Origin of the sequence: Aeromonas sp. R5-4, assembly GCF_040908215.1 — a bacterium.
GTDB classification, from domain to species: domain Bacteria; phylum Pseudomonadota; class Gammaproteobacteria; order Enterobacterales; family Aeromonadaceae; genus Aeromonas; species Aeromonas veronii.
The window spans coordinates 28,350-50,060 of sequence record NZ_JBFODG010000033.1 but is presented as its reverse complement, the minus strand read 5'-3'; the positions used below and the strand labels follow the sequence as shown (position 1 = coordinate 50,060).

Below are 21,711 nucleotides of genomic sequence, written 5' to 3'. Positions count from 1 at the left end.
AACAAGCGATTGTTTTTAATTCATGCGAGATAAAACACTTATACATTTTAGGCTGTGATTTTCTGTTTTTTATTGCAAATAAAAATCCGGGTGGCCTTATTTTGCTTCATTCGACACTTTATTCTTCCCTCACCGACCCGCGTCATCTCCTGACGGTTTAACATATCTCACTGATTATGTTATTTTAATTGCCACTTTTATCGGACATTCAAGAGCAGACCATGAGCAAGGCAAAAATCGGTATCGTCACCGTCAGCGATCGCGCCAGCGCGGGCATCTATGAAGACCTCTCCGGCAAGGCCATCATCGACACCCTGAACGCCTATCTGACCTCGGAGTGGGAACCTGTCTATCAGGTGATCCCCGATGAGCAGGAGCTGATTGAAGCGACCCTGATCCAGCTGGCGGATGAGGAGCAGTGTTGTCTCATCGTCACCACAGGCGGCACCGGTCCGGCCAAGCGGGATGTCACGCCGGAAGCGACCGAGGCGGTATGTGATCGCATGATGCCTGGCTTTGGCGAGCTGATGCGGGCCGAATCCCTCAAATTTGTGCCGACCGCCATTCTGTCGCGCCAGACTGCCGGACTGCGCGACGATACCCTGATCGTCAATCTGCCGGGCAAGCCCAAATCAATCCGCGAATGTCTGGATGCAGTTTTCCCTGCCATCCCCTACTGCATCGATTTGATGGAAGGGCCGTATCTCGAGTGCGATGAAACTGTCATCAAGCCGTTTCGGCCGAAAAAATAGCGAACCCGACCATAAAAAATAATGGCGAGCCACGGCTCGCCATTATTTTTAACTCATCTGTGTGCGCAGACACACCACATCAATTATTTACGGCCGAATACTTTCACGCCCGCTTTGCTGCGCTCTGAATTACCGTACACTTCGATTTTTTTCACACAACGGCGCGAGCCCAGTGATTTCCACTCGGTCTCTTTATCACTGCTCATTTCCCGATCGAAGCGAATGGTTTTGGTACGATCACCACCATAGGTCACCACCACCCGATCCAGGGTCAAATCACGCTCCGCCTTCACCTTGATATATTTGGTCTGACGGCAAACCACCAAAGGAATTGTCGCACCATGATCACCGGCTCCCAGCAAAATAGTCCGCCCCAGCGTGAACTGATCGTCACCGGCATGGCTGGCTGACGCCACCACCAGCAAGACACCACCCAGCAAGCTGCGTGCAGAAAAACGGGAATTCCAGATAGACATCAAGGACATAACACCTCCAATAAAAAATGGAGTGTGATGATAAGGGTTAAACCATAACGGAAGCTGTATCACGGCTGAATTTGCTGCGAATGTGCGGGGATCAACAGAGAAACAGCGCGACTTTTCGGCAAAAAGAGAAGAGCCGCAGATAGCGGCCCTCGCGGCAAGAGAGCGCTTAGCGCTCCATGATTTGGGTCACGTCATCTTTCTTGATCATCACTTCGCGCCCTTCATGATCGTAATAGCGATACATGCCGGTGCTCTCATCCAGCTTGGGTTTGCTCTCTGTGGTGATCATCTTGCCATCCTTGGTGCTCATGATGTATTGGGAGCTGCATGCCACCAGCCCCAGGGCACACACCAGGATCATCATCAGTTTTTTCATTGCGGCCTCTTCTGCGATCATCCTCACCACGAGGATGTTTCTTGAAGCCTAGTTCAATCGCACGGCACGGGATGACGGGATGAGCAAAGCGGGATCGCCGTCAATAATCAGCGACTTAGCCTCTCTATCTGGCCGGGTGGCGAGCGCAATGAAAAAGACCGGACATCTCTGTCCGGCCTCTTCTTTCAAGCGCAAGAGCGCAATCATGACTTGGCGGGCTGGCGCTCACCGGTCACGGTCGGGTTCTTGGGATCGGAACTCCACTCATACCAACCGCCGTCGTAGACGCTGATCCGTTTCCAGTCCATCAGCCAGGCGTAGAAGAAGGCCTCGGAGGCGCGCCAGCCGGTACCGCAGTAGAACGCCGCCTGCTGGGTTGGCTCGATGTTCCACTGGTCCCACATGGCGAGGATCTCGCGGGCCGGCTTCATGGTGCCGTCCGGGTTGTGGAAATCGCTCATACTGTTGGCATCCACCCCGCCATGACCCCACTTGGCCCCCGGGATATCGCCCTTCGGCTTGATGTAGCTGTAGCCAGAGGTGTTGCCGACAAACTCGTCCCAGGTACGCACGCTGACCAGTGCGCTATCGGGCTGCTTGAGCAGCTCTTTCGCCTGGCTTAGCGTGGTGTAGTACTCGGGGTGAGCGGGAATGGCCACGCCAAACGCCTTCACCGGCTCATATTTGTTGGGCAGACCGGTTTCGGTGCGCAGGTGCTGGATAAACCAGGCATCCAGGCCACCGTCCAGCAGGCGCACATCTTCCACCCCCGCGTACATCATCAGATGCGCGGCTCGGGCAGCCGCCATGGTGTTGCGACCATAGAGGATGACGGTGGTGTCGTGACGGATGCCGTTGTCCAGCAGCAGCTTCTTGAGCGCTTCGTCAGAGACCTTGTTCCACAGCGGCTCCTCTTCGAGGCTGTTGGTATCGATATAACCGGCCCCCGGGATGTGGCTGATGAGATATGCCTTGGGTGAACCCCAATCCACTTCAAACAGCTTCCAGTCCCCCTTGGGCGCCGCGGCAACCGGCTTGCCCTCTTGCAGATCCGCCAACCAGCGCGGGTAGACCAGCTGCTGCCAGCGTGCCAGCGACTCGCGCGGTGCGGCTTGCCACCCTTGCAGCTCGAACAGCTGCTTGATCCCCTGCTTGCGCAGCAGACGGGCCACCTCGGCCACTTCGCGGGATGCACCGTAGAGGGCAACCGGACGATCGGCTTTCAGCCCCTTGATCTCGAGCGCCTTTGGCCACTCTTCATCGCTGTATTTCCACTCGGCTGAGAGGTTCTCGGCGCCCGCCACATGGCCGCCCTGCTTCTCCCCTTCCATCGGCCACCCCTGATAGAAGTAGCTGGCGCGGGTATCCAGGATGACAGCCTGTTTGGCCTTGGCATCGGCCAGCGAGAGCGGTGGCAACTCCCCAGCCACGGCGGGCAGGACACACCAGAGCAGTAAGGTCGCCAGCGCGGCCTGCAGGAAGCGAAGATGTCGTTTCATGGTGATTTCTCGATTCATAGTGAACAAGGTTAAAAAATGGAGCGACCCAGCCGCTCGGCCAGCAGCTCCAGCGCCGCCGTACCCGCCAGCGAGTTGCCGGCTTTGTTGAGCTCGGGCGACCAGACACAGACGCAGAGCTCGCCCGGGATCAGGGCGATGATACCGCCGCCGACCCCCGATTTGCCCGGCATGCCGACCCGATAGGCAAAATCGCCCGCCTCATCATAGAGGCCGCAGGTGGCGAGCAGGGCGTTGACCTGCTTGGTGGTGCGGGCGGGCAGCAGCGGCACGCTCTCGCCCAGTGGCACACCACGGTTGGCCAGATAGATGAATGCCCGCGCCAGATCAACGCAGCTCATGCGAATGGCACAGGCATTGAAGTAGCTTTGCAGCACCTTGTCCACTTCGTTTTCGAAGTTGCCATAGGCCTTCATCAGATAGGCGATGGCGGCGTTGCGGGCAGAGTGCTGATATTCGGAGCGGGCGACCACCTGATCCGCCATGATGGCCGGATTGCCGGAAAGGCGGCGCACAAGCTCAAGGGTACGTTGACGCGGCGCAGTGAGGCGGGTCTCCAGCAGATCGCTCACCACCAGCGCCCCGGCATTGATAAAGGGGTTGCGGGGGATCCCCTGCTCGAACTCGAGCTGAACCAGCGAGTTGAAGGGCTGGCCGGAGGGCTCCTTGCCGACACGGGCCCAGATCTCCTCCTCCTGATAGAGGGTGAGTGCCAGGGTCAGGCTCAGGGCCTTGGAGATACTCTGGATGGAGAAGGGTTCAAAAGCGTCACCGGCGGTGAACAGCTCCCCCTCGACGGTACAGACTGCGATACCCAGCCGATCGGCCGGTACCTGAGCCAGTGCCGGAATGTAGTCGGCCACCTTGCCTTGTCCCAGCAACGGGCGCACCTCTTCAAGGATGCTGGCCAGTAATTCGGATGACAACACCATAAGCAATAAGCGATTCCATGACTAAAACAGCGGTGGAGATCCCATCCCCACTGACAAAAATCCCGCCAGCGGCGGGATTTTTCAGTTACCCACAACAAGGCGCCAGATGCGGCAGCCTTGTATCAGGCCGGTTCACCGTACCAGAGGTCGAACAGCTCGGTAACGACCACGGCTTCCATCCCCTTGCCTTCCAGCCAGGATTTGACGGCAGCGCGGTCTTCTTCGGTACACTTGCCCAGTTGCTGGGTGCAGATCATCCCTTCCCAGGCCAGGTGACCGGAGCCGGCAAAAGCCAGTTTACGGGGTTCAACAACCTCATCGATCATCGCATCGACTACCGCATCGATGGTCTCTTCGGCAGTGCCGACCGGGAAGTTGAAACTGATGTCGAAACCCATTTCCTGGAATTCATCGACGCGCAGTTTCTTGCGCAGGCGGCGGCTACGATTGGCCATGATAGCTCCTCAAGTTAGTTGATACGCTAGGTGTGTTGACGTGCCAGCTTAGCTGACACGCTTGAAAATCAGATCCCAAACCCCGTGGCCGAGACGGTGGCCACGTTGTTCAAATTTGGTCAGCGGACGCCAGTCCGGACGAGGCACCCAGTTGCCGGTGGAAGAGGTGTTCTCGTAACCCTCGGCGGCGCTCATCACTTCCAGCATGTGCTCGGCATAGTTTTCCCAGTCGGTCGCCATGTGGAACACGCCACCGATGGCCAGCTTCTGACGAATATCCTGGGCAAACGCAGGCTGTACGATGCGGCGCTTGTGGTGACGGCTCTTGTGCCAGGGATCCGGGAAAAAGAGCTGCAGGCAGGAGAGTGAACCATTCGGGATCATGTGCTCCAGCACCTCGACCGCATCGTGGCAGATCACCTTCAGATTGGTGACCCCCGCTTCCTGAGCGGTACCCAGACAGGCACCCACGCCCGGGGAGTGTACTTCAATGCCGATGAAGTTCTTCTCGGGGGCATTCTTGGCCATCTCCACCAGAGAGGCGCCCATGCCAAAGCCGATCTCCAGCACCACAGGTGCTTCACGGCCAAACAGTGCGACCAGATCGAGCTGCTTTGGCTCGAAATCGATGCCCATGACCGGCCAGAGCTCTTCCAGGGCCTTCTCCTGCCCTTTGGTCAGGCGGCCTTCGCGACGGACAAAGCTGCGGATCTTGCGCATGAACTTGCCGTCTTCGTTAAATACATCTTGGGTCACAGGCATAATGGTCTCGTTATTTCATCAATCCGGGTAATACATCTTGTGTTCGATCCCGAGCGGGACCGCTCGCGGCTCGGCATTTCATCGACCCGCGAAAACAGGGGAGCGAATTATCCCAAGATAGGCCCAAGGCGCAAGTGTTTCGCGCAACAAATATTCCGGCCATCCACTTCCCTGCTCCCTCACTGGCATCACCATACCGACTAACCGTCCAATATAATCCGCAGTAGAGTCGTTCCAGCCCTTTTTTGGCGATTTTTGTGACAATCATTGCCTCATTTCTGAAATCTGATACAAACGGATAACCTGGCGGTCGAATGGAGCGACCGCCCACATGCCGAGAGAATTGTCTATGCAGCCGTTTTTTGCCCAGCGCTTCGAGAAGGTTGAACCTTCCTTTATCCGTGAAATCCTCAAAGTTGCCGCCAATCCGGAGATCATCTCCTTCGCCGGTGGCCTGCCCAATCCCCACCTGTTTCCGGTCAAGGCGATCGATCAGGCCTGTCAGGATGTACTGCGCGAACAGGGGGCTGCCGCCCTGCAATATGCGGCGACCGAGGGCTTCGCCCCGCTGCGCCAATATATTGCCGACCGCTATCTGGCCCGCCACGGCATGCAGATCAATCCGGACAACATCCTCATCACCAGCGGCTCCCAGCAGGCGCTGGATCTGCTGGGCAAGGTGCTGATCGACGAGGGTCAGGATCTCATCATCGAAGAGCCGGGTTACCTTGGCGCCATTCAGGCTTTTTCTGTCTACCAGCCCACCTTCAAGCCGATCACCCTTGAAGAAGAGGGACTGGACCTGGCGGCACTGGATGCGCTGCTGGCAAGCGGCTCCAATGCCAAGCTGCTCTACGGCGTGCCCAACTTCCAGAACCCGAGCGGTGTCTCCTATAGCCGTGCCAACCGCGAGGCACTGGCCGAGCGACTGGTTCGCCACGAGCTGTTGATGGTGGAAGATGATCCCTACGGCGAGCTGCGCTTCGAGGGCGAGCATCTGCCCCCCATTGCCAAGCTGGCGCCAAACAATACCGTGCTGCTCGGCTCCTTCTCCAAGACCGTGGTGCCCGCCTTCCGGCTGGGCTGGATGGTGATGCCGGAGTGGCTGCGCAAGAAGGTGACCATCGCCAAGCAGGCCACCGATCTGCACAGCAACGCCTTCAGCCAGCAGGTGCTGCACCGCTTCCTGACCGACAACTCCCTCGACGCTCACTTGGAGAAGATCAAGGAGGTCTATGGCCGCCAGCGCGCTGCCATGGAGGCCGCGTTGGCCCGTCACTGCCCGCCCGGTGTCAGCTACACCAGACCGGAAGGGGGTATGTTCCTCTGGCTGACCCTGCCTTCCCACATCAGTGCCATGGCGCTGTTTGACGAGGCGATCAAGGAGAAGGTGGCCTTCGTACCCGGGGCCCCCTTCTACGTGCGCCCCGAGATCCAGAACACCCTGCGCCTGAGCTTCTCCTGCGTCGATGAAGCGACCATCGAGGAGGGGGTCAAACGCTTGGCCCGCGCCCTCCAGCGCATGCTCTGATCGCCCAAGCCAAACCGTACCAACAAAAAACCAGCGAGCGATCGCTGGTTTTTTTATGCTCCCCATTTAACCGTTCAGCCAAACAGGGTCTTGCAAAACTGCTTCATCGGGATGGGGCGGCTGTAACGATACCCTTGCAGATAGTCAACGTGGCGCGCCCGCAGGTAGTCCGCCTGCGACTGCTTCTCGACCCCCTCCGCGATCAGGATCAATTCAAGTCGCTTCGCCAGATCAATCACGTTTTCAACGATATGGCTGGAGAGTGCATCTGTGCCGATCATCTCCACAAAGCTCCGGTCAATCTTGAGTGCATCGACCTGAAACTGTTGCAGATAGGTGAGACTGGAGTGACCGGTGCCAAAATCATCGATAGAGATCAACACGCCCAGTTTACGCAATTCGGCAAACATCTGAGCGGTTGTCTCATCAGCCACCAGCAGTTCACGCTCAGTCAGCTCCAGCCCCAAATCAACGGGATTGTCCTTAAACGCGTCGAGAAACGCCTTGCAGTCAGTCAACAGGTCGAGATCTTGAAAGTGTTTGGCGCTGATATTGAAGCAAAAATGGAATTTGGCCGGCAACTTGCGGGCATAAGGGGAGAAGTGGTCGCGCACCTGGGCCATCAACAGGCTGGTCATGGGCACGATCAACCCGCTATCTTCCGCCAGCGGAATAAAGCGATCCGGCGAGATCATCCCCTGCTTGGGATGCTGCCAGCGCATCAGCACCTCACAGCCACGCCACTGCTCATCCTCACCGGAGACCACCGGCTGCAGATAGGGGATAAACTCCTCCTCGATCAACGCCCGCTTGAGCTCTTCCGCTGGTGAGCTGCTACGCCCCATTAGCCTGAAGGTGCCGAATCCAATCAGCAGCGCCAGCAGCGGAGAGAGGAACAAGGTATATCTGGAGTAGCGCCATGCGTGACTCCAGTAGTCATGCACCGTGACCCGGGTGACGACCTGATAGGGGAAATCGGCCGAAGCGAGGGCAATATAACCTTCTTCTTTCGGAGAGGGCGCCGCCCCGACCTGGCCTGAACCAAACAGAGCCCTCTGCCCCACCACCAGAGCCATCGGGGAGTTCTTGCTGGAGATCTCCAGGGTATTGCGCAGGTAGTAGCCATCTACACCGATCAGCACACTCCCCTTGTCCGTTTCATGACGCAGCACGATCAAGGGGCGATCCGGTGTGACCTCATTGCCTGGCAGCAGTTGCAGCCTGCCATCCACATAACTGTCAGGATTGAAGGGGCCATCGTAGTCACCATAGAGCGAGGTGCAGTAGATGTGGCTGCCGACAGCTAGATTGGCGGAACGGACATCGGGCACCGTGGCCACCTGTTCGCGCAGCAGTTGTGCCGCCTCCTTGCAGGAGTGACCAAGCATCCTCTCCACATTGATGGCCGCCTGCCGGGCATGGCCGATGGAGCGATCAAACATCATACGGGCATGATGCAACCGTGAATCGGCATCACGCTCTATCTCCGTCACCGTCTGCCAGATAACGGCAACAACCCCCAGCAGCAGGATCCCGCCCCCCATCAGCAGCGCCAACAGAATCCTCGAGTAAAGCTGGCGAAGTTTCAAACGACGAAATGGCATAGCGGCCTCTTTGATGCTCGGATGATGGGTGACAGCCTCGTTGGACAGGCGAAAAGGGTCGCCATAATAGCGATTGTTCAACAAATCTCCACCCAACAAAAATCAATCAATTCAAACTATTGTTGAACAATATCTGGTAAGAAAAAGATAGAGTTAGAACCAGTCTAGTGAACAACACATGCCAAACTCGTCCACTTGTTGCAGGAGGACGACGCCATTAGAGTAGAGCAAACGGCAGCAGGAGCGTGCAGCGATGAAGATTCTTATTACCGGAGGGACCGGCTTTATCGGCCGCAAGCTGGTTGCCCATCTCAAGGTCAATCACGAGGTCGTGGTATTGAGCAGGCAGGGGAGCCGCGCTTACTCCCTGCTCGGCCACGATATCAAGGTATTGGATAACCTCGACCGGCTCGATGACCTCAATGACGTGGACGCGGTGATCAATCTGGCCGGTGAACCCATCGCCGCCGGACGCTGGAGCGAGTCGCGCAAACAGCTGCTCTGCGATAGCCGCTGGCTGTTGACCGAGCAGCTGGTGGATCTCATCAAGCTATCCAGCACACCGCCCAAGGTGCTGATCAACGCCTCCGCCATTGGCTGGTATGGCAGACAGGGTACCGAAACCCTCGATGAGCAGTGCCGCTCCCCCAACGACGAGTTTACCCACCAGCTCTGCCAGCAGTGGGAGACCCTGGCGCAGGAGGCCCAGAGCCGCCAAACCCGGGTCTGTATCGTGCGGATCGGACTGGTGCTTGGCATGGATGGCGGCGCCCTGCCCAAAATGCTCCCCCCCTACCGACTCGGGCTCGGCGGCCCCATGGGGTCAGGCAGCCAGATGATGAGCTGGATCCATGTGCAGGATCTGGTGCGCGCCATGCTGTTCCTGCTGGAACACGAAGAGTGCAGCGGCATTTTCAACGGCACTGCGCCCCATCCGGTCAGCAACCGGGAGTTCAGCCAGACCCTTGCCACCACGCTGCACCGTCCACACCTCTTCTTCGTCCCGGCGCCGCTGTTGCAACTGGTGATGGGGGAGGCGGCAGATCTGCTGCTGACCGGACAAAAGGTGATACCAGCACGGCTGCAACAGGCCGGTTTCCACTTCAGCTATCCCGAGCTGTCGAGCGCCCTCACCAATCTGCTGCGCGAGCCCCGCTAACTCACACCCGCTCGCGGCGTCAGCTCCTCGCATAGCAAGCAGCCAGGCCAATGGCCGGGCTGCTTGTTTATTGTGGCTGCGCTATTGCACCTTGTGTGCATCGGCTCGCGCTGGCGGGATTACAACAGTCCCTGACCCAGCCCCCGCAGCCGATCGCTCAGGGTGCCAGCCAGCAGCTGGTGCTGCATCCCCTGCCCCGCCAGCGTCACCAGCAAGGCCCCCAGCGTCGGCAGGCCGAGCCAGATGGCCCAGTGGAACTGCCACTGCCCCTCGAACCACCACCACTGCAGGCCAAAAGAGCAGAGCTCCACCACCATGGCGGCACAGAGCCCCGCCAGCGCACCACTGGCCACCAGCTCCCAGCGCAGCATCTTTTTCAGCAGGTCGCTGCTGGCACCCACGGTGCGCATCAGCAACAGCTCGCGCCGACGCTGAGCCATGCTGGCCTGAGTCTGGGTCAGCAGCACCAAGAGCGCCGCCACTGTCACCAGCCCCAGCATCAGCGCCAGCGCCCGACTCACCTGCTCCGATACCTGAGTGAGCCGCGCAATCAGGTCATCCACATCGATAAGACTCACCGTGGGGTGGCGGCGGATCAACTCCACCTCGGCAGTGCGCCCCGCCTCGGGCAGCCGGTAGCTGCCAAGCCAGGTTCGGGAGAAGGGTGCCAGCAGATCCTCGGAGAAGATCATGTAGAAGTTGGGGCGCATGTTGTCCCACTTGATGCTGCGCAGACTGGTGACCCTGGCGCCAAAGCTGCGCCCCTCGATGGTAAAGGCGAGCATGTCCCCCAGCTTGATATCGAGCCGCTTGGCCAGTTCGCTATCCACCGACACCTCGCCGGGTCCGGCAAGCCACTTCCCGGCCACCAGCTTGTTGTCGATTGGCAGAGTTGCGGTGGTAGTGAAGTTGAGCTCCCGATCGACCCCCTCGCGGCCACTGCTGGCCCCCTCGCCCACCGCCTCACCGGCGATATGGGTCAGCCTGCCGCGCACCATGGGGTAGAAGTCGGAGGTGGTGGCCCCGGCTGCCGCCAGCTCGCTCAGGATCTCCTCCCGCTCGTTCTCGGCCACATTGACCAGAAAACGGTTGGGTGCATCGACGGGAAGACGGGCCGAAAACTCATCCAGCAGATCGACCCTGGCCGCCCAGAGCAAGCCAAAGAGCATCAATGCCAGCGCAAAGCCCGCCAGCTGGAACAGACCGCTGCTGCGCTCGCGCGACAGGTGGGCCAGCGCCAGCCGCAAGGCATGAGGCCCGCTCACTTTCGTCCCCAGCCGCAACATCAGGGCTGCCAGCAGGGCCAACAGCCCCATCAGCAAACCCATGCCCCCCACCAGACCCAGCGCCAGCCGCACATCGGCGGTAAAGCCCCAGACCAGCGCAAACAGCCCGAACAGGCCGACCGGCAGGGCCAGCCAGGGGGGAATACCCGCCTCCAGCTCCCGGCGCAATACCCGCAGCGGCGGCACTTTCAGCAGCCGCAAGAAGGGCACAAAAGCGAGCAGCAGGGTGATAAAGAGCGCCACCGCCACCCCCAGCGCAAAGGGGCGCCAGGAGGGGGGCGGCAGATCCGGCGGCAGCAGGTCCCCCAGCAGTTGCAAGGTGATCCACTGCATGGCTGTGCCCGCCACCAGACCCAGCAACGCACCAATCAGCGTCAGCGACAGCAGCAGGGTTCCCATCAGTTGCCAGAGCGAACGACGAGATGCCCCCAGCGTCTTGAGCAGCGCCACCATATTGGTCTGGCGCTCGGCAAAGTGGCGCACCGCAATCCCCATCGCCAACGCCCCCAGCAACACCCCGCTTAGCGAGGCGAGCCGGAAGAAACGTTCGGCATTGGCCAGCGAGCGGCCCACTTGGGATTCGCTGTCATCCGGTTTGATCCACTTCTGTCCGGCCTGCAATTTCGGCAGCAGCCATTGCTCGTAACGGGCCAGCGACTCTCGCGCCCCCTTGAACAAATAGCGCCACTGCTGGCGGCTGCCGGGGAGCAGGGCACCGGTTGCCTCGATATCGGCTGTGTGGATCAGCGCACGCGGCGCCAGCAGGAAGGGGCTGAAGCCCTGATCCGGCTCCTCGCCAAGCAGGCCTGCCACCTTGAGCACCGTATTGCCCACCTCCAGCTCATCCCCCGTTTTGGCCTTGAGCAGCTGCATCACCCGGGCGGAGAGCCAGATCTCGCCGGGAGCAGGGGCACGGGCAGGTTCCAGAGTGAGTTTGCCATAGAAGGGAAAACCATCGGGCACCGCCCGAATGGAGGCAAGCTGCAACGCATCACCGTGAAACAGCATGCTGTTGAAGCTGACGGTGGTCTGCACCGCCAAGCCATCCTGTTTAGCTCGTTCCAGCCAACCATCCGGCAGAGCAGCGGCAGTACGCAGCACCCGATCCGCCCCGATAAAGTCGCGGCCCGACGCCTTGAGTCCGGCATCGAGCCGATCCGCCACCAATGCCACACTCAAGACGCACGCCACGCTAAGCGCTAGCGCCAGCACAAACCAGCGCAGCTCGCCGCTGAAACCTTCCCGGCGCAGCAGTCGCCATCCCAATCGCCACTGCATCATCCCTTGCATCTCCCGCCTGACCCGCAGCTCACCCCGTTACACCACATCATGGGCCACCTCGCGATCCAGCCGACCCGCCGTCATGACCAGTTGCCGCTGGCAGCGTTCGGCCAGCTGATGGTCATGGGTCACGACCACTAGCGTGGTGCCGTGCTTGCGATTGAGCTCAAACAGCAGCTCGATCACCTTCTCGCCGGTCTTGCTGTCGAGGTTACCGGTCGGCTCGTCCGCCAGCAGCAGACTGGGGCGGGTCATAAAAGCACGGGCGATGGCCACCCGCTGCTGCTCACCGCCGGAGAGCCGTGGCGGCAGATGGTGCAACCGCTCGCCAAGCCCGACCGCCGCCAACAGCTCGCGGGCTCTTGGTTCGCAATCACGCTCGCCGCGCAGCTCGGCGGGCAGCATCACATTCTCCAGCGCCGTCATGGTCGGGAGCAGCAGGAACGACTGGAACACAAAGCCGATCTGCTCGGCGCGCAATCGGGCCCTCCCCTCCTCATCCAGCTCGCCAAGGGATTTGCCGAGGATCTCGATATCTCCCTGACTCGGCAGATCGAGCCCGGCCAGCAGCCCCAGCAGGGTGGACTTGCCGGAGCCGGAGGCACCGACCAGGGCCACCGTCTCGCCGCTATTGACTTGCAGATCGATCCCTTCAAGGATGGTGAGGCTTTCCTGGCCGAGGCGAACCGATTTGCCGAGGCCCTTGACGACAATAATGGGGGGTGAACTCATGCTCTGTATCCTTTGTTCCAATCCCTTGATGACAATCCATAGCGGGAGTTGAATTGATGGTGCGTATTCTGTTTGCCTTGTTGGTTGGCCTCGGCAGCCTGCTCTCGTCGGCTCAGGCCCAGACCCTGCTGGTGCTGGGAGACAGCCTGAGCGCCGGCTATCAAATGCAGGTTGAGCAGAGCTGGCCCGCCCTGCTCAACCAGCAATGGCAGGAGGAGGGGGGCAAACACACTCTGCTCAATGCCAGCATCAGCGGTGAAACGACCCAGGGGGCGCTGGCCCGTCTGCCCGCTCTGCTGAAGGAGCACAAGCCGGATTGGCTGCTGATCGAACTGGGGGGCAACGATGGCCTGCGTGGCTTCGCACCGACCATTACCCGCCAAAATCTGGCCAGCATGATCGCGCTCGCCAAGGAGCAGCAGACCCGTGTGGTGTTGACCCAAATCCAGCTGCCCCGCAACTACGGTGCCCGCTATCTGCGCCAGTTCGAACAGATCTTTCCCGAGTTGGCCCAAGCTAACGATCTGCCCCTGCTGCCCTTCTTTATGGATGATATTGCGCTGCGCCCTGAACTTATGATGAACGATGGTATTCATCCCACCCCGGCGGCCCAGCCCCAAATCCGTGATAAGGTTGCCCGCTTTATGGAGCCGCTGCTCAGCCAATAAGCCCGCCGTCTATCACCAATACCCCATAACAAAATATCCCGCCAAAATCGGATGTTTTGAATGGTCGACGATCTCGGCATGGCACCTTGATTCAACCAATCCATCGCCAATACCCAGTAACAACACATCCCGCCGAAGCGGGATGTTTTGTTACTGATTTAGCATAACCGGCAGGCAGCTTCTCAGCTTTCCAGCACCTGGCGCAGCCGCTCCTGGGCCACGCCGACCAGCAAGTCGGGCTGGAATTTGGAGATAAAGCGGTCGCACCCCACCTTCTTGACCATGGCTTCGTTGAAGTTGCCGCTCAGGGAGGTGTTGAGGGTGATAAAGAGATCGGACATACGCGGATCGCTGCGCACCTCGTGGGTCAGGCGGTAGCCGTCCATCTCCGGCATTTCGGCATCGGTGATCATCAGCAGGATCTCGTCGGTCACCTTCTTGCCAGCATCGCACCACCCCTTGAGCAGGGTCAGCGCCTGCAAACCATCTTGGCACTCGATCACCTCAAGCCCAAGCTGGCCCAGGGTCTCGCGCACCAGATTGCGGGCGGTGCTGGAGTCATCGACGATCAGCACTTTGCGGCCATGCATCTCGGGCAGGATCTCCCGATCCAGCACCTCTTCGGATATGCGGATGTCATAGGTGATGATCTCCGCCAGCACCTTCTCCACGTCGATGATCTCGACGATCTGATCCACCCCATCTTCGGGAATGCGGGTGATGGCGGTGAGGTAGTTGGCGCGCCCGGCAGAGCGCGGCGGCGGCAGGATATCCTTCCAGGTCATGTTGACGATGTTAGCCACCTGCCCCACCAGAAAACCCTGAATGGTGCGGTTGTACTCGGTGATAATGAGGTTGGATTCACTGTCGATGGGCATGGGACGCATGCCGATGGCGCTACGCAGGTTGATCACCGGGATCGAGGTACCACGGATATTGGCCACCCCGCTGATATTGTGATGAGAGCCCGGCATCTTGCTCAGATGGGGCAATTTGACCACTTCCCGTACCTTGAAGACGTTGATGGCGAACATCTGACGGGTGCCGAGACGAAACATCAACAACTCGAGGCGGTTTTCACCCACCAGTTGAGTTCGTTGATCAACGGAATCCAATATACTCGCCATACGCTGATATCCATCTGATTATTAATCGACTCTATTATAGAGGCTGCCCGCCAGGAAAGGCAGGCGCATTTTCAACCAGAGCGACCAACCAGACAAAAAAAGTGAGGCCGAAGCCTCACTTATCTCATTGATTTTAAAATCAATAGCTACAGACAGACTTCCAGCTGCCATCGGTTGCCTTGGGCTCGCTGCTGGTCCACCAGTTTGCTTGCCACACTACCTTGTTATGGGTAATGCGATCGCCGCCATTGGCATGATCCCCCTGCGGCCAGCTCGGATAGGCCTTGTAGGCCGCCGGATTGACGTTCTGGCTGCTGCAGCTGGTACCCGGATTCTCGCCACCACCCGAGCCCAGCACGGCCTCCGGCAGGGTCGGGAACTCGGCCTTGAGACCAATGGTCTGGCTGCCACTGATGATGCGCATGCCGCTTGGCACGCCAGCAGCGGGCAGGTAGTAGGTCATGGCGACTTCAATCTCGGCCCCCGGTGCCAGAGTCTGCCAGCCCGGCAGGTTCATGGCGACCTTGTGGAAGTCCTTCTCGCCCGCAATGCCTTCCGAGTTGTCGTTGCCACCGCTCTCCACCACTTTCAGGCCCATGCCACTCTGATCCGTGATGGTGTCAGAGGTGGAGGTGGGTACCAGAAACTCGATGCGCGCGCCGCCCGGAATGGTCTGGGTCGACTTGTTGATCAGCTTGAGTTTCGGGTTGATCGGATAGTTGGAGTCCCCTTCCTTGAAGCCGGAGAGGCTGACCTGGATGTCGAGCTGGGCGCTCGGCGCGGCCAGATCGTTTTGCTTGGTGTTGTACGGAGTTGCCTTGGCAAACTTCTCATAAGCCAGGGTGGTCAGGGTACTGCCCATGCCGTACTCGTTCTTGGCCGGATCGAAGGCGTAGTCACCCGCCATCTCCCAGAACATCACGCCACCCAGACCGCGCTTGATGATGTAGTCGAGCTTGTGGCCCATGGACTCTTCATCTTCGGTTGAGAGGAACACCTTCTTCTCTTCGTTCCACAGCCAGGGCGCGTGGGCCTTGTCATCGTAGTAACGCACATACTTGCCCTGCATCACGTGAGCCGGATTGTTGGGATCCAGACCCCAGGCAGTGCCATAACTTGGCAATGTGGTGATGCCGAGGCTGGCCGCATTCTCCAGGTTCTTGGCATGCCACATGGGTACGGCGCCACCGCCGATCTCTTTGCCGTTCTTGTCGAGATCATGCCAGATGTTGTCGATGCCGACCGCCCCGTTGCCGCACGGAATGGTGCTACCACCGGTGCCCGGCTGGCACTCGTTCTGGCTCGGCAGGGCTGCCTTGCCACCCAGCCCATGACTGCCACCGCTCACCCCCTGCCAACCGCGGGTGTAATAGGGCACGCCAACGTTGATCTTGCCAGCCGCCAGCGCACCGCGGAAGTAGTGGGCAGACCAGGCCGCGTTGAGGTAACCGATACCGCCAAACTGGGTCTGGGTATAGACGCCCCAATGGGAGAGCTCGGGGTCGGCATTGTTGTCGAACAGGGCAGCGTTGTGACCGACAAAGTGGTTCCAGGCACCGTGGAAGTCATAGGTCATCAGGTTGACGTAATCGAGGTACTGGGTGACCTGGAAGTTCTCCATCCCGCGCAGCAGATAGGCAGAAGCCGGTGAGGCGATGGTCAGCATATACTTGCGGCCATCTTCGTTACCGGCGTTGTCGAGCCGCGCCCGCAAGGTCTTCATCAGCACCTCGTAATTGGCAAACAGCTTGGCCCGGCACTGGTTGGAGAGCGGGAAGTCGTTGGGATTGCCCGCATCCTTCATCGAGGTGGGGTATTCGTAGTCGATATCGACCCCGTCAAAACCGTACTGGCGGATAAAGCTCACCGCCGAGTCAGCCAGGGTGTTGATACCTGCAGTATTGACCGAGCAGTCACCCTTGGTAGTGGCAGTGTAGAAACCGCGGGTATCGGCCCAGCCCCCGACCGAGATGAGGGTCTTCACGTCCGGATACTGCTTCTTGTACTTCGACAGCAGGTTGAAGTGGCCCTTGTAGGCGAATTCAGGATCCATCTCGGCACCCGGCACGCCATCCCAGGTCATCTTGGTGGCTGCATCGTCCACCTTGATGGTGTGGCTCTGCTCATCCACCGCCGCGAAGGCATAGTTGATATGGGTGATCTTGTTCCATGGAATATCGCTCACCAGATAGGCGGGCAGGCCGTTCTTGCCAGTGCGCCAGGAGGTGAAGTAGCCGATGACCCGGCGAGCATGGTCATCCCCCATGCACTCGTAACCATCCGGACGATAGATCTGGCGAATGTCACAAGAGAGGTTGCCACCGGTGGGCGGCAGCGCGGCCTCCTCGACATTGACGGTCACAGCCGCCGACTCGCCGCTCAGATTGCTCTTGTCAGTGGCCACCAGCTTGAGGGCGGCACTCCCTTTGACATCCGGCGTCCAGTTCACCTGCCAGGGGGCAGTGGTATCTTCGCCCACCTTCTTGCCGTCGACATAGAGCTCGACTTTGGCCACATCGTTGTTGGCATCGGTGACGTTACCGCTCACCGCCACACTGCGACCCAGCGTCACCTTGACGCCATTGGCCGGGCTGCTGATGCTCGCCTTGGGCGCCTCCGGCGCCACCACTGCGGCGACGTTGAAGCTCGAATCCGCCTCGCTCAGTACCTTGCCATCTTTATCCAGCGCGCGAGCCTTGAGGGTATGGCCTCCCACTCCGGCGGCGCTCCAACTGGCACTCCAGGGCGAGGCGCTCGCCGTGGCGACCAGCTTGCCGTCGACAAAATATTCCACCTTGGCCAAGGCCGTTACCGGGCCACTCAGGGTCACTGCCAGCGCCACGCTGGCTCCTTCGTTGAAGCTGGCACCAGCAGCTGGCGAGCTGACGGCTACACCGAGTGCAGGAGGGGGCACCTCGCCACCATAGGGCTTCCAGGCATCTGCCCAGACCACCCCCACCCCCGGCTCATAGTGATAGGGGGATGCCCCGCACCAGCCTGAATAGGGAAATTCTTTGCACTCGTAGAGGGCGCCGACGTTGCTGACAATATCGCCAGCCTTGTAGGCAGTACCGGATTTATAGGCGGGATAAGCGGCCTGAGCCCAGGCGGGCGCAGCCGCAAGGGCGACCAGCATGGCAAGCCTGCTGGGTCTGAAGAGCTGTTGCATATTGTTATCTTCCTTGTTTTGTCTTGGCTTGGTCACCAAGGCAAAGAACAATCGCAACCTGCATGATGGGCGCAGACAACTGGCAATGGACCTGCCACAAAAACCACCCCTCACCCAGGGAAACCCCGCTATCTGGATCCACGATCGAGACCGGAAGCATTGCGCCCCGACATCACTGCCGGTTTGCCCTTTACCTGGGTTCCGTGAGGAACGAACCCAGTATAGAAAGGCGACAAGATCCCCTCAATCTTTATTCTCAAAGAGAATTATCCCCTGCCACGAAAGCGTCATGATCACAGGGTTAAAATTGATTGAATTATCAAAAAAATCATATCGTTACTGGGATCATAAAAACGCTTTCCCGCACCTTCCCAGATTCATTTAATGTGCGTTGGCTCACTGGTATGACATGCCAGAAATGTGACAATGCGCGCCCTTGGTCAACGAGCCAAGGCTATGGAATCACTGGCAAAAATAAAAAAGGAACACCTATGAAAGGTACTCGTACCCTGCTGTCGCTGGCCGTGGGGCTGGCACTTGCATCCTCAGGCGCCCATGCGGCATTTGTCTGCCCGTCCGATCCGGCTCAACTCACCCCCATCCCGACCATTCAGGGTACAGGCTCCGCCAGCGCGCTGGCTACCCAGACCGTGACCGACAAGAACGGTAACGTGACCGGCAAAATCAGCACGGGCACCTTCAACGTTCGCGGTATCGTGACGACGCTTGGCCAAAGTCTGACCAAGGGTTTCTATCTGACCGACCCGGTGGGCGATGGCAATCCGGCCACCTCTGATGGCATCTTTGTCTATCTGAACGACAAGGACTTCGCGACCAAATATAAAGACGTAAAACCGGGGAGCGAAGTCTGTCTGGAAGCACAGGTGCAAGAATTTTACGGCGGCACCCAGCTGACCCCGTTAGTCGACAAGGCCACCAAAAAAGCCCACTTGCAAGTCACCGCACAAGGGCTGAATGTGCCGACCAGCGTACTGCAGGTCAATGAAGGGGAGACGCTGGCTCAAGCGCTCAATCGCCACGAAGGGATGCGGGTACGTCTCGACAGCAGCAGTGACCTGCACCTGACCCGCAACTACGGCTTCGACTACAAGGTCTATCGCAACAACGTAGAGTTGGCCCACAAAACCCCGCTGATCAAACCGACCCAATTTCATGTTGCCAGCAGTGCGGACGCTGTCGCACTGGCCACCAAAAATGGCAGCAACCGTCTGGTAGTTGAGTCTGATTACAAAGCACCGGATGGCGTAGTGCCCTGGTTCCCGAGCTGGGATGCCGATCAGGGATATCTGCGCATCGGTGATCAACTGACCGGGCTGGAGGGGGTCATCGTATACAACAAGGATGCGTTCCGTCTGGTGGTACCGAGCGATGTCACCCTGACTGCCGGCGCCCTGCTGCGCAGCCCTGAAGAGGATCGTCAAGACGCACCGGCTCGCCTCGCTGGCAGCGATCTGCGGATCGGCAGCTTCAACGTGCTCAACTACTTCACCAGTCACTCCAGCATCGGCGGCGCACTCAATATCCTGTGCAAGGATCAGGCGGATGCCGACAACGCCAAAGGTTGCAACCGGGGTGCCAAGAGCCAGCCCGAGTTCGAGAAACAGCGCACCAAGATCGTCAATGCCATTACAGCAATGGATGCCGATCTGCTCGGCCTGATGGAGATGGAGAACAACGGCTTCGAGGATAACTCGGCCCTCCACAATCTGGTGACCCGCCTCAACGAACAGCAGAAGGATGCGAGCAAACACTACGCCTATGTGCGTCTGCCGGTCACTGCCCTTACCGATGGCAAGTTCTTCGGCGGAGACGCCATCATGGTGGCGATGATCTACCGTCCTGCCCTGCTCACCCCCAGCGGAGATGCCAGCGTCATCAAGCTGCCAGAGCAGCGCTACACCACAGGTGGTGTGGCCAAGACAGCTGGTCAGCGCGATTCTCTGGTTCAAACCTTCACCCTCGCCAAGAGCAAGGAGCCGTTGACGCTGGTGGTCAACCACCTCAAATCCAAGGGGTCAGGCTGCTACGAAAATGGCGATGGCAAGACAGAACCGGTCGACCTGCAGGGCAAGTGCACCGAGTTCCGGGTCTCTGCCGCCAAGGTGCTGGGTGAAGCGGTCAGTAAACTGCCGGGCCAGGTGCTGCTGGTTGGCGACTTCAACTCCTACGCCAAGGAAGATCCGATCCGGGTGCTGACCGACTACAACCCGGCCACCAGCGAGCGGAAGATCGTATCGGCCTCTCACACCTTTATCGGTGAGCAGTCCTATGAACAGCTCGGTCGCGAAGTGACTCGCAGCTACGGCCTGATCGATCTCAACGTCAAATTCAACAAGGAGAAAGCCATCTCTTACAGCTACGACGGGGAGCTGGGCACCCTGGACTATGCCCTCGCCAACCCGGCGCTGGCCAGCAAGGTGGCTGGTGTCGCCGACTGGCACATCAACTCCTTCGAGAGCTCCCTGTTCGAGTACGGCAGCCAGTACACCGGCACCCTGCTCAAGTCTGACAACCCCTTCAGTGCCTCCGACCATGACCCCATCATCGTCGACCTGAGACTGGAGAGCGATGCCACCAAACCGGACACCTCCTCAGGCGGTGGTGCTCTGGGACTCGGCCTACTGGCCCTGTTGCCGCTGGCCTGGCGACGTCGCCGTTAACCACAGGCGCATTTGAATAGTGCAAGCAAAGCCCGCGAGTCTCGCGGGCTTTTTCATTCAGGTCATTGGATTTAAAAATGAAAGGGGCGGACGTATGGAGAAAATAAATGATGGAGAAAACAAAAGGCCACCGCGATGCGGTGGCCTTTTGCTTCTTGTAACAAGAATTTGGTGGAGCTACGCGGGATCGAACCGCGGACCTCTTGCATGCCATGCAAGCGCTCTCCCAGCTGAGCTATAACCCCGATTTTTGTGAATGACCTGCAGTCACTCTGAATTTGGTGGAGCTACGCGGGATCGAACCGCGGACCTCTTGCATGCCATGCAAGCGCTCTCCCAGCTGAGCTATAACCCCAAATTCGGTACTGAATGAATGGTTCTGGCGGCCATTCATCCTAAATAATGGTGGAGCTACGCGGGATCGAACCGCGGACCTCTTGCATGCCATGCAAGCGCTCTCCCAGCTGAGCTATAACCCCACAAAGGTCGGCTTGGGTGATACACACCACACTGCCCTGGGTACTTCATGTCAATCAAGAATCTGGTGGAGCTACGCGGGATCGAACCGCGGACCTCTTGCATGCCATGCAAGCGCTCTCCCAGCTGAGCTATAACCCCTTTGATTCCAGATTGTTCGAGGATAATTTGGTGGAGCTACGCGGGATCGAACCGCGGACCTCTTGCATGCCATGCAAGCGCTCTCCCAGCTGAGCTATAACCCCAACTCACCTCGGCGCTGACGAAGTTATCTCCGGCAACGGAGGCGCATGATAGGCATCACCCGCTTTGCTGTCAACCCTAAAATAACCGCGACTGATTCGTTTAGTCAAAATTGCAGCAGTTCGCTGTTTTTACCAGCAAGGCGCGTGCTATCTCTCTGTTTTATGTCACAAATCGGCTCAAGCACCTATACAGGAGAGGCCGTGCAGCAAGCCTCTTTCCCCGTGCAACGCACCCCGCTCTCAGACCTCTTTATGCTGGCTGGTAATCAGCTTCTCCCCCGTCACCTCGGGAAAGCCTTTCCATAAAGGGCATTGCATTTGAAAACCCTTTCCATGATTTTTGTAAATTTACAACACAGAAAGTTGATCTGGCTCACAAATGACCATAGGATCAAACCGTGACCCAGGTCACACACCATAACCATAAATGACAGAGCGATGAGGTAAACCATGTTTGAGAATCTGGCAGTCC

Annotated in this window: 17 protein-coding genes, 5 tRNA genes and 1 riboswitch; of the genes, 6 read left to right on the top strand and 16 right to left on the bottom strand. The window is 58.9% G+C overall.

Translation table 11 applies throughout. From position 1 onward, the window contains the following. The first annotated feature begins 221 nt into the window (after positions 1-221). Positions 222-752: a molybdopterin adenylyltransferase gene (gene mog, locus AB5Y83_RS17430; protein ID WP_021229718.1), complete on the top strand. Its 531-nt coding sequence runs from the start codon at positions 222-224 to the stop codon at positions 750-752. Positions 753-835: 83 nt separating this feature from the next. On the opposite strand, the gene AB5Y83_RS17425 is transcribed toward mog, so the two are convergent. The 6 genes from AB5Y83_RS17425 to trmB all read right to left on the bottom strand — a co-directional run bounded on the left by AB5Y83_RS17425 (position 836) and on the right by trmB (position 5,279). Then, positions 836-1,237 (bottom strand): DUF2541 family protein, encoded by a 402-nt coding sequence (locus tag AB5Y83_RS17425; protein WP_040066783.1) that lies wholly within the window; start codon positions 1,235-1,237, stop codon positions 836-838. Positions 1,238-1,403: 166 nt separating this feature from the next. Then, positions 1,404-1,613, bottom strand: coding sequence for a YgdI/YgdR family lipoprotein (locus tag AB5Y83_RS17420; protein WP_005335219.1), 210 nt, complete (start codon positions 1,611-1,613; stop codon positions 1,404-1,406). 203 nt (positions 1,614-1,816) lie between these two features. Then, the gene (locus AB5Y83_RS17415) at positions 1,817-3,112 is read right to left on the bottom strand and encodes a sulfurtransferase (protein ID WP_368175645.1); all 1,296 of its coding nucleotides are present in this window, start codon (positions 3,110-3,112) and stop codon (positions 1,817-1,819) included. 29 nt (positions 3,113-3,141) lie between these two features. After that, positions 3,142-4,062, bottom strand: a complete 921-nt coding sequence (glsB, locus tag AB5Y83_RS17410; RefSeq protein ID WP_005348151.1) for a glutaminase B — start codon at positions 4,060-4,062, stop codon at positions 3,142-3,144. Between the two features lie 122 nt (positions 4,063-4,184). Beyond that, a complete protein-coding gene (locus tag AB5Y83_RS17405) occupies positions 4,185-4,517 on the bottom strand; it encodes a YggL family protein (protein ID WP_005348158.1) in 333 nt (110 codons plus the stop codon). A 48-nt stretch (positions 4,518-4,565) separates the two neighbouring features. After that, on the bottom strand, positions 4,566-5,279 hold the full coding sequence (trmB, locus tag AB5Y83_RS17400) for a tRNA (guanosine(46)-N7)-methyltransferase TrmB (RefSeq protein WP_124928700.1): 714 nt from the start codon (positions 5,277-5,279) through the stop codon (positions 4,566-4,568). Positions 5,280-5,628: 349 nt separating this feature from the next. Here trmB and AB5Y83_RS17395 point away from each other — a divergent pair, with 349 nt between their 5' ends. Then, positions 5,629-6,810 carry a PLP-dependent aminotransferase family protein gene (locus AB5Y83_RS17395; protein WP_368175644.1) on the top strand — a complete coding sequence of 394 codons (1,182 nt, stop codon included), beginning with the start codon at positions 5,629-5,631 and terminating at the stop codon, positions 6,808-6,810. A gap of 74 nt (positions 6,811-6,884) precedes the next feature. Here the strand turns inward: AB5Y83_RS17395 and AB5Y83_RS17390 are convergent, their stop codons facing one another. Further along, positions 6,885-8,414 carry an EAL domain-containing protein gene (locus AB5Y83_RS17390; protein ID WP_368175643.1) on the bottom strand — a complete coding sequence of 510 codons (1,530 nt, stop codon included), beginning with the start codon at positions 8,412-8,414 and terminating at the stop codon, positions 6,885-6,887. 253 nt (positions 8,415-8,667) lie between these two features. Between AB5Y83_RS17390 and AB5Y83_RS17385 the strand changes: the two genes are divergently transcribed. Then, positions 8,668-9,573, top strand: coding sequence for a TIGR01777 family oxidoreductase (locus AB5Y83_RS17385; protein ID WP_368175642.1), 906 nt, complete (start codon positions 8,668-8,670; stop codon positions 9,571-9,573). 119 nt (positions 9,574-9,692) lie between these two features. Here AB5Y83_RS17385 and AB5Y83_RS17380 read toward each other — a convergent pair whose 3' ends face one another. Beyond that, positions 9,693-12,140: an ABC transporter permease gene (locus AB5Y83_RS17380; RefSeq protein ID WP_368175641.1), complete on the bottom strand. Its 2,448-nt coding sequence runs from the start codon at positions 12,138-12,140 to the stop codon at positions 9,693-9,695. Positions 12,141-12,176: 36 nt separating this feature from the next. Next, the gene (locus AB5Y83_RS17375) at positions 12,177-12,872 is read right to left on the bottom strand and encodes an ABC transporter ATP-binding protein (protein WP_368175640.1); all 696 of its coding nucleotides are present in this window, start codon (positions 12,870-12,872) and stop codon (positions 12,177-12,179) included. Positions 12,873-12,928: 56 nt separating this feature from the next. Here AB5Y83_RS17375 and AB5Y83_RS17370 point away from each other — a divergent pair, with 56 nt between their 5' ends. Beyond that, positions 12,929-13,540, top strand: a complete 612-nt coding sequence (locus tag AB5Y83_RS17370; protein WP_368175639.1) for an arylesterase — start codon at positions 12,929-12,931, stop codon at positions 13,538-13,540. Positions 13,541-13,722: 182 nt separating this feature from the next. Here AB5Y83_RS17370 and AB5Y83_RS17365 read toward each other — a convergent pair whose 3' ends face one another. Then, positions 13,723-14,667: a chemotaxis protein CheV gene (locus AB5Y83_RS17365; protein WP_005335238.1), complete on the bottom strand. Its 945-nt coding sequence runs from the start codon at positions 14,665-14,667 to the stop codon at positions 13,723-13,725. A gap of 139 nt (positions 14,668-14,806) precedes the next feature. Next, entirely contained in the window at positions 14,807-17,803 is a 2,997-nt protein-coding gene (locus tag AB5Y83_RS17360) for a glycosyl hydrolase family 18 protein (protein WP_368175726.1), read from the bottom strand. 148 nt (positions 17,804-17,951) lie between these two features. Further along, positions 17,952-18,034, bottom strand: a riboswitch (cyclic di-GMP riboswitch). Between the two features lie 293 nt (positions 18,035-18,327). On the opposite strand from AB5Y83_RS17360, the gene AB5Y83_RS17355 reads away from it, so the two are divergent. After that, positions 18,328-20,517 (top strand): ExeM/NucH family extracellular endonuclease, encoded by a 2,190-nt coding sequence (locus AB5Y83_RS17355; RefSeq protein WP_368175638.1) that lies wholly within the window; start codon positions 18,328-18,330, stop codon positions 20,515-20,517. Positions 20,518-20,686: 169 nt separating this feature from the next. Here the strand turns inward: AB5Y83_RS17355 and AB5Y83_RS17350 are convergent. From AB5Y83_RS17350 to AB5Y83_RS17330, 5 genes are all read right to left on the bottom strand, one after another. After that, positions 20,687-20,762, bottom strand: a tRNA-Ala gene (locus AB5Y83_RS17350). Positions 20,763-20,796: 34 nt separating this feature from the next. After that, positions 20,797-20,872 (bottom strand) — tRNA-Ala (locus AB5Y83_RS17345). Between the two features lie 48 nt (positions 20,873-20,920). After that, positions 20,921-20,996 (bottom strand) — tRNA-Ala (locus AB5Y83_RS17340). A 63-nt stretch (positions 20,997-21,059) separates the two neighbouring features. Beyond that, positions 21,060-21,135 (bottom strand) — tRNA-Ala (locus tag AB5Y83_RS17335). A gap of 28 nt (positions 21,136-21,163) precedes the next feature. Further along, a tRNA-Ala gene (locus tag AB5Y83_RS17330) sits at positions 21,164-21,239 on the bottom strand. 45 nt (positions 21,240-21,284) lie between these two features. Here AB5Y83_RS17330 and AB5Y83_RS17325 point away from each other — a divergent pair. Then, positions 21,285-21,545 carry a hypothetical protein gene (locus AB5Y83_RS17325; protein WP_323915895.1) on the top strand — a complete coding sequence of 87 codons (261 nt, stop codon included), beginning with the start codon at positions 21,285-21,287 and terminating at the stop codon, positions 21,543-21,545. Positions 21,546-21,711: the final 166 nt, after the last annotated feature.